Consider the following 12808-nt stretch of genomic DNA (forward strand, 5'->3'; position numbering starts at 1 on the left):
AGAAAAGCATAAACATAGAAACTATATAACCGAAAGGATAATTCATGACGAAGGACAGTAAGCACTCAATAGATATGCTTAACGGGCCTATATTAACAAGATTGTGCGGTCTGGCGCTGCCGATTGCATTATCAGGAATATTACAGCAGCTTTTCAACTCTGCAGACACTGCCGTTGCTGGAAAGTTTGCATCTGCCCAGGCCATGGCAGCAGTGGGAAGTAACGCATCTGTCATCAACCTGATAGTTACACTTTTTGTGGGACTTTCCATTGGTGCAAACGTAGTTGTTGCCAGCATGATCGGCAGCGGCCATCACAACAGGGTAAAAGATGCTGTTCAGACAGCAATGACCATAGCTGTAATAAGCGGTGTTTTTCTCACTTTCTTTGGAATAATAGTAGCGCCGAAGATATTGAGACTGATCTCCTGCCCGCCAGATGTTATAGGAATGGCGGAAGAGTATTTGAGACTGTATTTCCTGGGCATGCCGTTTGTAATGATATACAACTTCGGAAGTGCTGTCCTCAGGGCAGAAGGAGATTCCAGGAGGCCATTGTATTCATTAATTATTGCAGGATGCGTCAATGTTGTACTGAATCTCTATTTCGTTATTGTGTGGCACATGGCTGCTGCAGGAGTAGGTCTTGCAACTACCATTTCCAATATGATAAATGCAGGGCTGGTTCTCTTCTTTCTTATAAGGGAAAAAGGATATCTCCATCTTGACATCAGAAAGCCTCAGATAGATAGAGGAATTCTGCGGAAAATGATAGGCATCGGACTGCCTGCAGGAATTCAGGGTGCGGTGTTCTCCATCTCAAATGTAGTTATTCAGTCTGCTATCAACAGTTTTGGATCCAGTGCAGTGGCTGGCTCGGCTGCAGCCCAGAACTTTGAGTTTATTTGCTGGTTCATGCTTAACGGATTCGGTCAGGCAGCCACCACTTTTACCAGCCAGAACTTTGCCGCTTGCAACAAGGAGCGGTGCAATAAGATTTACGTGAGAGCAACGGCCGCAGGAATGGGACTTACGATTATAATGTCCTTTGTTTTTTTCATTGGAAGATATCCGCTGCTTCACATATTTACTTCATCACCGGAGGTAATGAAGTATGCTCTTGCCAGGCTGATTATTGTTGCAGCCATGGAAGCCATTGCAGGAACATATGAGATTTCGGGAGGCTGCCTGAGAGGAATGGGAATGTCAATGATACCGGCAGTGGAAACCCTGTTCGGGTCGTGTATTCTCAGGCTGGTGTTCGTATGGACAATATTCAGGCTCCATCACAATTTCTATCTGCTAATGGCTATATACCCTATTACGTGGGTGATAACGGGTATTATTGTAACGACTACGTATTTGTTAACCAGGGATAAGATATATCTCAGGATGGGCAGGCATATATCCTGATGGTGAACCCGGCAAGAATGATTTGGATTTACAGAGATTAACCAGTATTTCAGTGCATTAGGACAAACTATTATAAGGCTTGAAGAATAAGGCGTTTTCTGTTATACTCTCTCGTAATCTAGCATTCTTGTGATGAGTTAAGTGGTGCCGGGATGTGTGCTGCGGACTCGTCATTTTTTATAGGTTCCTATAATTTCTGTAACAGGGTATCAATAAGATATCAGTTATTTCAAATGGTCAGATAATATAGAAGTAAAGTATCAGCAATCACGCCAGAGCATGAAGAAAGGTAAGGTGTACAATGGCAACAGTACTGTCAGAACCATCAAGAACGTTTAACGAATATCTCCTTATTCCTGGATATTCCAGCGCCGAAGACAGACCTGAGAACGTATCACTGAGAACTCCTGTAACGAAGTTCAGAAAGGGTGAAGAACCTGCGATTACAATGAATATTCCGCTGGTTTCAGCAGTAATGCAGGCGGTATCCGACGACAAGATGGCTGTTGCCCTGGCTAAGGAAGGTGGAATCGCATTTATTTTCGGTTCCCAGTCAATTGAAGATCAGGCAGCAATGGTCAAGAGAGCAAAGGACTACAAAGCCGGATTCGTAACATCAGACTCCAACATCAGACCAGACCAGACTCTTTCTGATATCCTTGCACTTAAGGAGAAGACAGGTCACTCCACAGTGGCAGTAACAGAAGACGGAACAGCAGCAGGCAAGCTGGTTGGAATGGTTACAAGCAAGGACTACAGAGTCAGCAGAATGGATCCTGAAACAAAGATCTCAGAGTTCATGACACCAATCGACAAGCTGGTTTATGGAAAAACAGGAATTACTCTGTCGGAGGCTAACGACATAATCTGGGAGAACAAGATCAATCAGCTTCCTATTATCGACGATGACATGAGACTCCAGTATTTTGTATTCAGAAAAGACTATGATACACACAAAGAGTATCCAAACGAGTTGCTGGACGAGAACAAGAGCTATATCGTAGGAGCCGGAGTAAACACAAGAGACTATGAGGAGAGAATTCCTGCTCTGGTAGATGCTGGCGTAGACATCATGACAATCGACTCTTCTGAGGGTTATTCCGAGTGGCAGGGCCGCACACTGAAGTGGGTAAGAGAGAAATACGGCGACACTGTAAAGATCGGTGCAGGAAACGTTGTAGATGCTGAAGGCTTCTATTACCTGGCAGAACAGGGTGCTGACTTCATAAAGATCGGAATCGGCGGCGGATCCATCTGTATTACAAGAGAGCAGAAGGGAATCGGCCGTGGACAGGCATCAGCAGTACTGGAAGTAGCAAAGGCAAGAGACGAGTACTTCGAGAGAACAGGTGTATATATTCCTATCTGTTCAGATGGAGGAATCGTTTACGATTATCACATGACTCTGGCACTGGCTATGGGAGCAGACTTCATCATGCTGGGAAGATATTTCGCCCGTTTCGACGAGTCTCCTTCTGCAAAGCTGATGGTAAACGGCAACTATGTTAAGGAATACTGGGGCGAAGGATCTGCAAGAGCCAGAAACTGGCAGCGTTACGACCTGGGCGGAGATGCTAAGCTGAAGTTCGAGGAAGGCGTTGACTCTTACGTTCCATATGCTGGATCTCTCCACGATAACGTTAACATGTCACTGAACAAGGTTAAATCCACAATGTGCAATGTGGGAGTACTGAGCATTCCTGAACTGCAGAAGAATGCAAAGCTCACACTGGTTTCAGCTACATCTATTGTTGAAGGCGGTGCCCACGACGTAATTCTGAAGGAAAGCAGAAGCAACATAAGATAATTGCTTTTTCGCTTTGAAATTCATAGAGACCACATTGTATATCTGAGAAAATTAAGGGGGAGAAATGGCCCAGAACAGAATTTTGATCGTGGATTTCGGCGGTCAGTACAATCAGCTCATTGCCAGAAGGGTAAGAGAATGCGGTGTCTACTCTGAAGTTAAGAGCTACGAAAGCGTAACACTGGATTCCATTAAAGCCTTCGACCCTAAGGGAATCATTTTCACAGGAGGTCCTCAGAGCGCCTATCTGGAGGGAGCTCCTTCAATCGACGACGGTGCCTTCAAGCTGGGAATTCCGATTATGGGAATCTGCTACGGCGCCCAGCTCATGGCTTACAAGCTGGGTGGAAAGATCGCAACAGCTCCTGTCAGCGAGTACGGCAGGACAGATGTAGTTGTTACAGGAAAAAAAGGACTGCTTAAAGGCGTAGATGATGAGACTGTGTGCTGGATGAGCCATACAGATTACATTAGCCAGGTGCCGGAAGGCTTCGAGATAACTGCGCACACCGAAAACTGCCCTGTTGCCGCAATGGAAGACAGAGAGAAGAAATTTTTCGCAGTTCAATACCATCCTGAGGTAAACCACACCGTTCAGGGCAGCAAAATGATCCGTAACTTCGTCATCCACATCTGCGGATGCGATGCTGACTGGCAGATGGGTTCATTTGCAGAGAGACAGATTAAGGCTATCAGGGAAAAAGTCGGGGACGGCAAGGTGCTGTGCGCTCTCTCCGGCGGAGTGGATTCCAGCGTTGCAGCAGTTCTTCTTGCAAAAGCCGTTGGCAAGCAGCTTACCTGCGTTTTCGTAGATCACGGCCTCCTGAGAAAAGACGAGGGAGACCAGGTTGAATCGATCTTTGGACCGGAAGGTCAGTACGATCTGAATTTCATCCGGGTCAACGCTCAGGACAGATATTACGAGAAGCTGGCCGGAGTAACTGAGCCAGAGTCCAAGAGGAAGATTATCGGTGAAGAGTTCATCCGGGTCTTCGAGGAAGAGGCGAAGAAAATCGGCAAGGTGGATTACCTGGTCCAGGGAACTATTTATCCGGATATGATCGAGAGCGGCCTTGGAAAATCCGCTGTAATCAAGTCTCACCACAACGTGGGCGGACTGCCGGATCACGTGGATTTCCGTGAAATCATCGAGCCGCTGAGAATGCTTTTCAAGGATGAGGTCAGAGCTCTGGGAAAAGAGCTGGGACTTCCGGATTATCTGGTGAACAGACAGCCGTTCCCGGGTCCGGGCCTTGGGATCAGAATCATCGGAGAGGTTACCGGAGAAAAGGTCAAGATCGTCCAGGAGGCAGATGCCATCTACCGTGAAGAGGTGGACAAGGCTGCAGCAGAGTACGCTGAGGCCCACGGCGGAAAGCAGCCGGAGTGGAAGCCTGCCCAGTACTTTGCAGCCCTCACAAACGTCCGTTCCGTAGGGGTAATGGGTGACTTCAGGACCTACGATTATGCGGTGGTCCTGAGAGCCGTAGAGACATCTGACTTTATGACTGCCACAGCAGTGAATATTCCGTGGGAGATCCTCCAGAAGGTGATGAACCGGATCACCAACGAAGTTGATCACGTAAACAGAGTATTCTACGACCTGACCTCGAAACCGCCGGGGACAGTGGAGTTTGAATAAATCGAGTTGCTTAAAAAAGCCAGTGTTTATGCGGGTTTCAGCGATTTCGATTAGTCTTTTGATAACAAATTGATAACAGTCATAGCAAGTGCCATTATTCTTGTTATCCAGTGGTTTATGGGTAACGGAACAATTAACAGGTGGCTTGCAGACTAAAGTTCGGAGCTTGGCTCTGAACAAATTCCATATTATAAACTAAGCCCTTAGCTGTGGTTAATAACCATAGTTAAGGGCTTTTTTGTCGTTGCCAAAGCATCTGTAGGGAGCTGCCAGTGGCAGGTCCTGTAGGTGCTTATTTATCTTTCAAGTGGTCTTTGAATGCTTCCACGAGAGCGTCACTTAATTCCTGTGATGGAACTTTTGCCCAACGCTGTGTGGTGTCGAACTCTGGATAATGGTAACGCCAGTTATCGTATTCTTCTCTGTTGATTTCTTCGGAAGATAGCTTGTCTGCCTGTTCTTTCCAAGCATACAGCATTTTGAGGAGTTCATATGCTTCTCTGCCTTTGTCCTTGTTGACCTTTAAGCATACCTCTCCGTCTGCTTCACTGACAGTAAGACCGTAAATATCTTCAAGGGTAAACAGAGTGTGCATAAGACCGATATAGCTGTCTATGTCAGGAACATCAAGAGCCTGTGGAGAAACATCAAGCACCTGTGCCAATGCATTTGTAAGGTCTGCTTTCGGTTTGCGTGTACCAGTTTCGTACTGTGCCAAACGCACATCAGCACTCTTTTCTGGAAAACCGATTGCTGTACCGAGATACTTTTGTGTCATACCACGCATTAGTCTGAAAAAATGTATTCTTTCGCTGATAGCCATAATGATACGCTCCTTTTATATTTAGTGAAATAAGTATAGCAGAAATGTTTAGTGGAAGTCAAGAAAAACCGAAACAAAAATGTTTAATATTTTCTTTGCAACCACTTGACAATAGCAAATATGTTTAGTAAAATAAATTACGAATTAAACAAATATGCTTAATGCGACAACTGAATGACCGTCCGAAAAGCCAAACCGCCAAGACCTCGTCGGAGCAAGTTCCGTATCGTTCGCTTGTGTGCAAGCACAAAAGCTCATTCGCTGCACTGCTCCTCCTCTTCCCCAAAAGTCTCCGACTTTTCGGGAACCCCTATACGAGCGAGCGCCTGATGTACTGCGGTGCATTGGGACAGCACAGCGCCTGCCGACAAGCAGGAGTGCCTGTTGGAACTTTAACACGGAGAAAGCGGCAAGCAAAAAATTATTTTAAGAAAGGAAGAAAAAGGATATGGAAAACAGATTTATCCGAGCCGAAGATGTGGCTCAGGAACTAAACGTATCAAAACCTTATGCATATAAACTCATCAGACAATTAAATGAGGAATTGAAAGCAAAGGGCTTTATTACGATTGCAGGGCGTGTAAATCGCCAGTATTTTTACGAAAGGCTCTACGGAGCAGGAAAGGGGGAAATGTAAATGCCGGTATTTAAGAATGAAGATAACGGTACTTGGTATGTGATGGCAAGGTATGTGAACTGGAAAGGGGAACGCAAGCAGAAATGCAAGCGTGGCTTTGCTACCAAACGAGAAGCACAGGAATGGGAAAGAATGTTCAAATTGCAGACTTCTTCAGACCTTGATATGAGTTTTGAAGCCTTTACGGAGCTTTATATCAATGATGTGAAGAACCGTTTGAAGGAAAACACGTGGCTTACCAAAGAGCATATCATACGCACAAAGATACTTCCGTATTTCGGGAAACTGAAAATCAGCGAGATTTCCACAAAGGAGATTATTACTTGGCAGAATGAAATGCTTGCCTATCGTGATGAGAAGAAAAAGCCTTATTCACAGACGTATCTGAAAACGCTGCACAATCAGTTGTCCGCCATTTTCAATCACGCTGTCCGCTACTATGAACTGCGTTCCAATCCTGCGGCAAAGGTGGGAAATATGGGACGTGAGGAACACAAGGAAATGCTGTTCTGGACAAAGGAAGAATACAAGAAATTCTCTTTTGAGATGATGGACAAGCCTGTTTCCTTTTATGCGTTTGAAATGCTTTACTGGTGCGGTATCCGAGAGGGCGAGCTGTTAGCTTTGACTCCGGCAGATTTCAACTTTGATAAGGAAACAGTCACAATCAATAAATCCTATCAGCGTTTGAAAGGGCAGGATGTGATTACTTCTCCGAAAACGAAAAAGAGCAACCGCACGATTAAAATGCCGAAGTTTCTGTGTGAGGAAATGAAAGAATATCTCGGTATGCTTTACGGATTGAAGAAGAAAGACCGTATCTTTACGGTGACGAAAAGCTATCTTCATCACGAGATGGACAGAGGGGCAAAGGCGGCAGGCGTGAAGCGTATCCGCATTCACGATCTCCGTCACAGCCACATTTCACTCTTGATTGATATGGGCTTTTCTGCGGTGGCGATTGCTGACCGAGTTGGTCACGAAAGTATTGATATTACTTATCAGTACGCACACCTCTTTCCGTCAAAGCAGATTGAGATGGCAGAAAAATTAGATGATTTAGGGAAAGGAGATTTTGAAAATGTCAGCTAAGAACAGAGATAACAAAAATCGTTGGAGGAATATCACAGTAGGGTTTCGAGTATCGCCCGAAGAAAACGAACTCATTAACAGAGCTGTAGCTCTATCAGGATTGCCAAAACAGGAGTATTGTTACCGCCGTTGCTTAAATCAGGATGTGGTGGTACAGGGCAATCCGAGAGTGTATAAGGCGTTGAAAACGGAATTTGCCACAGTCCTTGCGGAACTGAAAAGGATTGAAGCAGGAAAAGGTGTGGATGATGAACTGCTGAGTGTAATAGAACTGATTTCCATTATTCTCGGCGGTTTGAAAGGAGAGGATGCGAATGGAGAATAAAAAAGAAATGACTATTCCAAATGTATCTGCGGCAACAGATGCGGAACAGTCACTTTCCAAATGTACTGACAATAGTATAGTCAATCAGGATACGGATTTCAAGGGGTACGAGCAATCTTTTGAAGAAATGCAAAGGAAAATACTCAGACAGTTAGACCCTTCCTATCTGAAAACAGTATCAATGACAACGCTGTATGATACGGTGTTTGAGGTTCAGACACCACTTATCGACGGTCTGCTCCAAAGGGGAACTTACCTTTTCGTAGGTTCCCCGAAAGTGGGAAAGAGCTTTATGATGGCACAGCTTGCCTATCATATCAGCACAGGCACACCGCTTTGGGAGTATAAGGTGCGTAAGGCAACGGTGCTTTATTTTGCCCTTGAAGATGATTACCCACGTTTGCAGAAGCGATTGTTTCAGATGTTCGGTGCAAAGGAGACAGGCAATCTGTATTTCGCAACGGAATGTAAAACGGTCAATGGCGGACTGGAAGAACAGATAAGAGGGTTTATGAGGGAACACCCAGACACAGGCTTGATTATCATAGACACCTTAAAGCGTGTGCGTGAAGCAGGCGGAGCAGATTACAGCTACGCAAGTGATTATGATGTTGTGGCAAGGCTGAAAGCGTTGGCAGACAGTTACAAGGTTTCAATGCTTATTGTTCATCATACACGCAAACAAAAATCGGAAGATATATTCGATATGATTTCAGGCACGAATGGTCTGATGGGTGCGGCAGACGGTGCATTTGTTCTCAGTAAGGACAAGCGTACTTCCAACAATGCCACACTTGATGTTGCTGGCAGAGACCAGCAGGATATGAAAATCCATCTTGTAAGGGACAGCGAGCGATTGGTGTGGAACTTTGCAAAATCGGAAACGGAGATGTGGAAAGAACCGCCCGAACCTCTGCTTGAGAAGATAGCGGATACGCTCTTTTCGGAAAGTGACAGATGGGAAGGAACTGCTTCGGAACTTTGCGAAAGGCTTGCGGTGGATATAAAGCCGAATGTACTTTCTTTAAGGCTCAGTATCAACGCAAGCAGGCTGTTTCGTGATTACGGTATCCGTTATCAGAACAGCCGCACACACGACGGAAGAAAGGTTTCACTTTGGAAAGAAACCGAGCAGACGGCGTGACAAACGGTGTCAAAGGTGTCAATGTTTTTGAGAGCAGCACGCTGTGAAAAACATTGTCACCATCGTCACACTTTGACACCGGATAAAGTTTAGGGGAGTGTGCAGAGAGTGCCTTTTCAAAGGCGGCTCTTTGGTCTCGCCTGCTGGCTCGGTCGGTTCGCAGGCGTGTGTGCCACCGGCACACGCTCACCCCTCGGAGAGCCTTCGGAGAACGCAAAACCTGTTTACAGGTCGCATTTTTGATGGGTGTACCCGTCAAAAGTGCTTTTGCGTTACTTTTGACAAAAGTAACAAAACCTGAGAATGTTGAAATTTACAGATGGGAGATGAAAAAATGCAGAGAACGATAAGTGCAATGGTCGGTAAAGGCTCGGTCAATCACAATAGCCGAAAGTTCCGAGCAGAAAATGTAGACGGAACTCGTACTCATCTCAATATCGACTACTGCAATGAAAATATAAAGACAGTTTATCACGAATTGTTTGATGAAGCATTGGAAAGATACAATGCCAAGCAGATAAGGTCAGACCGAAAGATAAAAGATTATTATGAAAAAATCCGAAGTTCCAAGCAGGAAAAACCGTTCCACGAAATCATTTTACAGGTGGGCGGTAAGGGAAATATGAACGCCGATACGGAAAACGGAGAACTGGCAAAGCAGATTTTAGATGAATACTATCAGGGTTTTCAGGAGCGAAATCCACAGCTTCGGGTGTTCTCGGCTCATCTGCATATGGATGAAGCTACACCACATCTGCACATAGATTTTGTACCTTTTACCACAGGCAGCAAGCGTGGACTTGATACAAGAGTGTCACTAAAGCAGGCTCTTGCAACGCAAGGTTTTAAGGGCGGCAGTCGTGGCGATACGGAGTGGTCGCAATGGATACAGTCCGAAAAAGAACAGCTTGCGGCGGTGATGGAACGTTATGGGATTGAGTGGGAACATTTAGGCACACACGAAAAACATCTTTCTGTTTTGGATTATAAAAAGCAGGAAAGAGAAAAAGAAGTGGCGGCATTAGGTGCGAAAATCGAGCAGAAACAGATTGAATTTGATGTGTTGTCGGAACGAGTATTGAACTATGATAAGGCAAAAGACGAGCTGTCAAATCTTGAAATAGAGCTTGATACTGCACCGAAATATCAGTTGCCAGAACCAGAGAAATTTATGACTGCAAAGGCATATAAAACCAAAATGGCAGAGCCGGTTGTAAGGAAATTGAAGCAACTTGTCAAAACGGTGCTTGCCCGCTGCTTTGAGGGGTGGGACAACTATCATAGGCTGAATACAGCGAATGCACAGTTATACCGCACCAATCAGCGTTTGGAGAAAGTCAATGAAAGATTGACCGAAGAAAACAAAATCCTAAAAGCAGAAAATAAAGATTACAGCCTGCTCCGTAAGGTTTTTGGTCGCAAACAGATAGATGATTTGTTGGAGCAGGCAAGAACAGTTAAAGGTCGCAAGCGTGATAATACACGATCACGATAGACAAAAATCACAGGAGGAAAAGGAAAATGACAAAGACAATTTTTGAAGAAATGGGCGGAACTTATAGACAGGTGGGTGATTATTTATTGCCGAACATCACAGTACCAGCCGAAGAAGAAATAGAGCCGATTGGTTTATGGGGGAAACGACATGCAAGGCATTTAAAGGAACACTATAAAGTGTTATATATGAACCTGCTGACAAGCGGAAAGCTGCATAGTTATCTTGCAGAAGTCGATAAGCAAGCAGAGGATATGTTTCTTCGACTGGTAAAGGAATATGCCGACAGACAAGATGTGACGGAACAATTAAAGAAAGATAATCCCTACGAATGGATTGGAAGAATGAATAATATTCAGGCTTGTGTGAGGGAAGTTGTAGGAACGGAGTTGATTTACACATAAGCGTTTTACGGTATGGTGCTCCTGCGTTTGCTGGAGTGCTGTGGTTGTGGTTGTAAAGAGGTTGTGAAAGATTGAATTTCGTAATGGTTGGATGTATAATTAGGAAGTGAAAATTTTAATTTGCACTTCCATAAGGTGAAATGTATTGACACAAAAAATACAGTATGATAGTATTGCCATTAGAAGAAAGAAAGGCACATTTTGTGTAAGGTGAGGAAATGATTAATAGATAATTTGATTTAAGTAAGACACATATAGTTATTGAGCCTGTAGAGAATAGGTTTGTTTTGTGTACGCTTAAGTTGGATTATCGCAAGAGGCATTTCCTTTGTTTTCCTTTTGGAAAAGAAATAAGGGTCTATTTAGCGAGTCTATTTTTGCGTATGCAAAAAAGACTCGTTTTTGTGTGTTCAAAATAATAATTGGCTCAGACTTCGAAAAGGAGAAACTTTAATGTTGCAGATAAAAAAATTAAATTTAACACATAAAAAAGACCTGAGAATAATTCTTAATGATTTCAACCTTGTGCTAAATGATGGAGATAAGGCAGTTATTATTGGAGAAGAGGGAAATGGGAAATCGACATTAATGAAGTGGATATACAATCCGTCGCTTGTAGAAAACTATATAGAAGCAGATGGGGAAAGGATAATGGGACACGAACGTCTTGGTTATCTTCCGCAGGAGATGCTCGATGAAGATAAGGAAAAAACAATATACGAATATTTTTCTGAAGAGGAAATATTCTGGGAGAAAACGCCTAAAGAATTGTCTGTTATTGCGGGAAAATTTGGAATGAAAAATGATTTTTTCTACAGTAACCAGACAATGGGTAGTCTTTCAGGAGGCGAAAAAGTCAAGACACAACTTATGAGGCTTTTCATTCGCGATGTTTCTGTGCTGTTGTTGGACGAACCTTCCAATGACATCGACATTGCGACGCTTACATTACTGGAAAAAATCATAAATGACTGGAAGCACATTGTGCTTTTTATTTCACACGATGAAACGCTGATAGAGCGTACTGCCAACATGGTGATACATATCGAGCAGATTATACGAAAAACAAAGGCGAGATATACCGTGGCAAAGCTTCCCTATAGACGCTATGTGGAAGAACGGCTTCATAAATTTGAAATCCAAAAACAGCGGGCACTGAGTGACCGTAGGGAGAAAAAGATTCGCGATGAAAAATATCAAAGAGTTATGCAGAGTGTACAAGGTGCATTAAGAAGTTGTACCAGACAAGCACCGTCTGTTGCCAAAAACTTAAAGGACAAAATGCATACGGTTAAGGCAATGGAACGAAGATTTGAAAAAGAAGATGAAAATATGACTCAGATGCCGGAACAGGAAGAAGCAATCTTTGTCAAATTAGGGGATGAAAACTCACACATTCCCGCAGGAAAAACGGTCATAGAATATGAACTTTCAAAGCTTGTGACTCCGGATGGCAAAAGAATTTTAGCAGAAGGAATTCATTTAAAAATAAAAGGTTCAGAAAAAATCTGTATGATAGGAGCCAACGGGGCAGGAAAAACGACTCTTCTAAAAAAGATAGCGGAAGAACTCCTAAATCGGAATGACATTAAAGCAGAATATATGCCTCAAACTTATGAAGACCTGCTGGATTTGGATGTTACACCGGTTGATTACCTTGATAAAACAGGAGATAAAGAAGAGCGTACAAGAATTAGAACATACCTTGGTTCACTTAAATACACACCAGATGAAATGGAGCATCCGATTCGGGAGTTATCAGGCGGACAAAAGGCGAAAGTGCTTCTCTTGAGGATGAGCTTAAGTGGTGCAAATGTTCTTATTCTGGATGAACCGACAAGAAATTTTTCACCATTGTCCGGTCCGGTAATAAGAAAAATGCTCCGAGAATTTCCGGGGGCTGTCATTAGCATTTCTCACGATAGAAAGTATATTGAAGAGGTGTGCGATAAAATATATCAGCTAAATCCTAATGGATTACAGCTAATTGGTGATTGATAACAAAAAGGATGAAAGACTGACAAATT

Annotated in this window: 11 protein-coding genes; 10 read left to right on the plus strand and 1 reads right to left on the minus strand. The window is 43.8% G+C overall.

Features of this window, described 5'->3' with window-relative positions; genetic code table 11:
• Positions 1-44 precede the first annotated feature (44 nt).
• The 3 genes from FYJ66_RS08510 to guaA all read left to right on the plus strand — a co-directional run bounded on the left by FYJ66_RS08510 (position 45) and on the right by guaA (position 4861).
• Positions 45-1412: an MATE family efflux transporter gene (locus tag FYJ66_RS08510; RefSeq protein ID WP_154573087.1), complete on the plus strand. Its 1368-nt coding sequence runs from the start codon at positions 45-47 to the stop codon at positions 1410-1412.
• Between the two features lie 301 nt (positions 1413-1713).
• Positions 1714-3219 carry an IMP dehydrogenase gene (locus FYJ66_RS08515; RefSeq protein ID WP_154573088.1) on the plus strand — a complete coding sequence of 502 codons (1506 nt, stop codon included), beginning with the start codon at positions 1714-1716 and terminating at the stop codon, positions 3217-3219.
• Between the two features lie 64 nt (positions 3220-3283).
• On the plus strand, positions 3284-4861 hold the full coding sequence (guaA, locus tag FYJ66_RS08520) for a glutamine-hydrolyzing GMP synthase (RefSeq protein WP_154573089.1): 1578 nt from the start codon (positions 3284-3286) through the stop codon (positions 4859-4861).
• 292 nt (positions 4862-5153) lie between these two features.
• Here the strand turns inward: guaA and FYJ66_RS08525 are convergent, their stop codons facing one another.
• Positions 5154-5684, minus strand: coding sequence for a helix-turn-helix domain-containing protein (locus tag FYJ66_RS08525; protein WP_009247529.1), 531 nt, complete (start codon positions 5682-5684; stop codon positions 5154-5156).
• Positions 5685-6132: 448 nt separating this feature from the next.
• Between FYJ66_RS08525 and FYJ66_RS08530 the strand changes: the two genes are divergently transcribed.
• From FYJ66_RS08530 to FYJ66_RS08560, 7 genes are all read left to right on the plus strand, one after another.
• On the plus strand, positions 6133-6321 hold the full coding sequence (locus tag FYJ66_RS08530; protein WP_009247528.1) for a helix-turn-helix domain-containing protein: 189 nt from the start codon (positions 6133-6135) through the stop codon (positions 6319-6321).
• Positions 6322-7413 carry a site-specific integrase gene (locus tag FYJ66_RS08535; RefSeq protein ID WP_009247527.1) on the plus strand — a complete coding sequence of 364 codons (1092 nt, stop codon included), beginning with the start codon at positions 6322-6324 and terminating at the stop codon, positions 7411-7413.
• Positions 7403-7738 carry a plasmid mobilization protein gene (locus FYJ66_RS08540; protein WP_009247526.1) on the plus strand — a complete coding sequence of 112 codons (336 nt, stop codon included), beginning with the start codon at positions 7403-7405 and terminating at the stop codon, positions 7736-7738. Before FYJ66_RS08535 ends, FYJ66_RS08540 begins: the two co-directional genes overlap by 11 nt.
• Positions 7728-8882: an AAA family ATPase gene (locus tag FYJ66_RS08545; RefSeq protein ID WP_154573090.1), complete on the plus strand. Its 1155-nt coding sequence runs from the start codon at positions 7728-7730 to the stop codon at positions 8880-8882. Before FYJ66_RS08540 ends, FYJ66_RS08545 begins: the two co-directional genes overlap by 11 nt.
• A 334-nt stretch (positions 8883-9216) precedes the next feature.
• Positions 9217-10377 (plus strand): plasmid recombination protein, encoded by a 1161-nt coding sequence (locus FYJ66_RS08550; protein WP_009247524.1) that lies wholly within the window; start codon positions 9217-9219, stop codon positions 10375-10377.
• A gap of 26 nt (positions 10378-10403) precedes the next feature.
• Complete coding sequence (locus FYJ66_RS08555; protein WP_009247523.1) at positions 10404-10781, plus strand: TnpV protein; 378 nt, start codon at positions 10404-10406, stop codon at positions 10779-10781.
• Positions 10782-11234: 453 nt separating this feature from the next.
• A complete protein-coding gene (locus FYJ66_RS08560) occupies positions 11235-12779 on the plus strand; it encodes an ATP-binding cassette domain-containing protein (protein WP_009247522.1) in 1545 nt (514 codons plus the stop codon).
• Positions 12780-12808 lie beyond the last annotated feature (29 nt).

Source organism: Allobaileyella intestinalis (genome assembly GCF_009695865.1).
In the GTDB taxonomy this organism is placed as follows: domain Bacteria; phylum Bacillota; class Clostridia; order Peptostreptococcales; family Anaerovoracaceae; genus Allobaileyella; species Allobaileyella intestinalis.

Bases quoted from the DNA above. Each gene is read 5' to 3' on its own strand.
- FYJ66_RS08550 (WP_009247524.1), top strand. From the start codon at position 9,217: ATGCAGAGAACGATAAGTGCAATGGTCGGTAAAGGCTCGGTCAATCAC.
- FYJ66_RS08515 (WP_154573088.1), top strand. From the start codon at position 1,714: ATGGCAACAGTACTGTCAGAACCATCAAGAACGTTTAACGAATATCTC.
- FYJ66_RS08510 (WP_154573087.1), top strand. From the start codon at position 45: ATGACGAAGGACAGTAAGCACTCAATAGATATGCTTAACGGGCCTATA.
- FYJ66_RS08560 (WP_009247522.1), top strand. From the start codon at position 11,235: ATGTTGCAGATAAAAAAATTAAATTTAACACATAAAAAAGACCTGAGA.
- FYJ66_RS08545 (WP_154573090.1), top strand. From the start codon at position 7,728: ATGGAGAATAAAAAAGAAATGACTATTCCAAATGTATCTGCGGCAACA.
- FYJ66_RS08535 (WP_009247527.1), top strand. From the start codon at position 6,322: ATGCCGGTATTTAAGAATGAAGATAACGGTACTTGGTATGTGATGGCA.
- FYJ66_RS08555 (WP_009247523.1), top strand. From the start codon at position 10,404: ATGACAAAGACAATTTTTGAAGAAATGGGCGGAACTTATAGACAGGTG.
- FYJ66_RS08540 (WP_009247526.1), top strand. From the start codon at position 7,403: ATGTCAGCTAAGAACAGAGATAACAAAAATCGTTGGAGGAATATCACA.
- FYJ66_RS08525 (WP_009247529.1), bottom strand. From the start codon at position 5,684: ATGGCTATCAGCGAAAGAATACATTTTTTCAGACTAATGCGTGGTATG.
- guaA (WP_154573089.1), top strand. From the start codon at position 3,284: ATGGCCCAGAACAGAATTTTGATCGTGGATTTCGGCGGTCAGTACAAT.
- FYJ66_RS08530 (WP_009247528.1), top strand. From the start codon at position 6,133: ATGGAAAACAGATTTATCCGAGCCGAAGATGTGGCTCAGGAACTAAAC.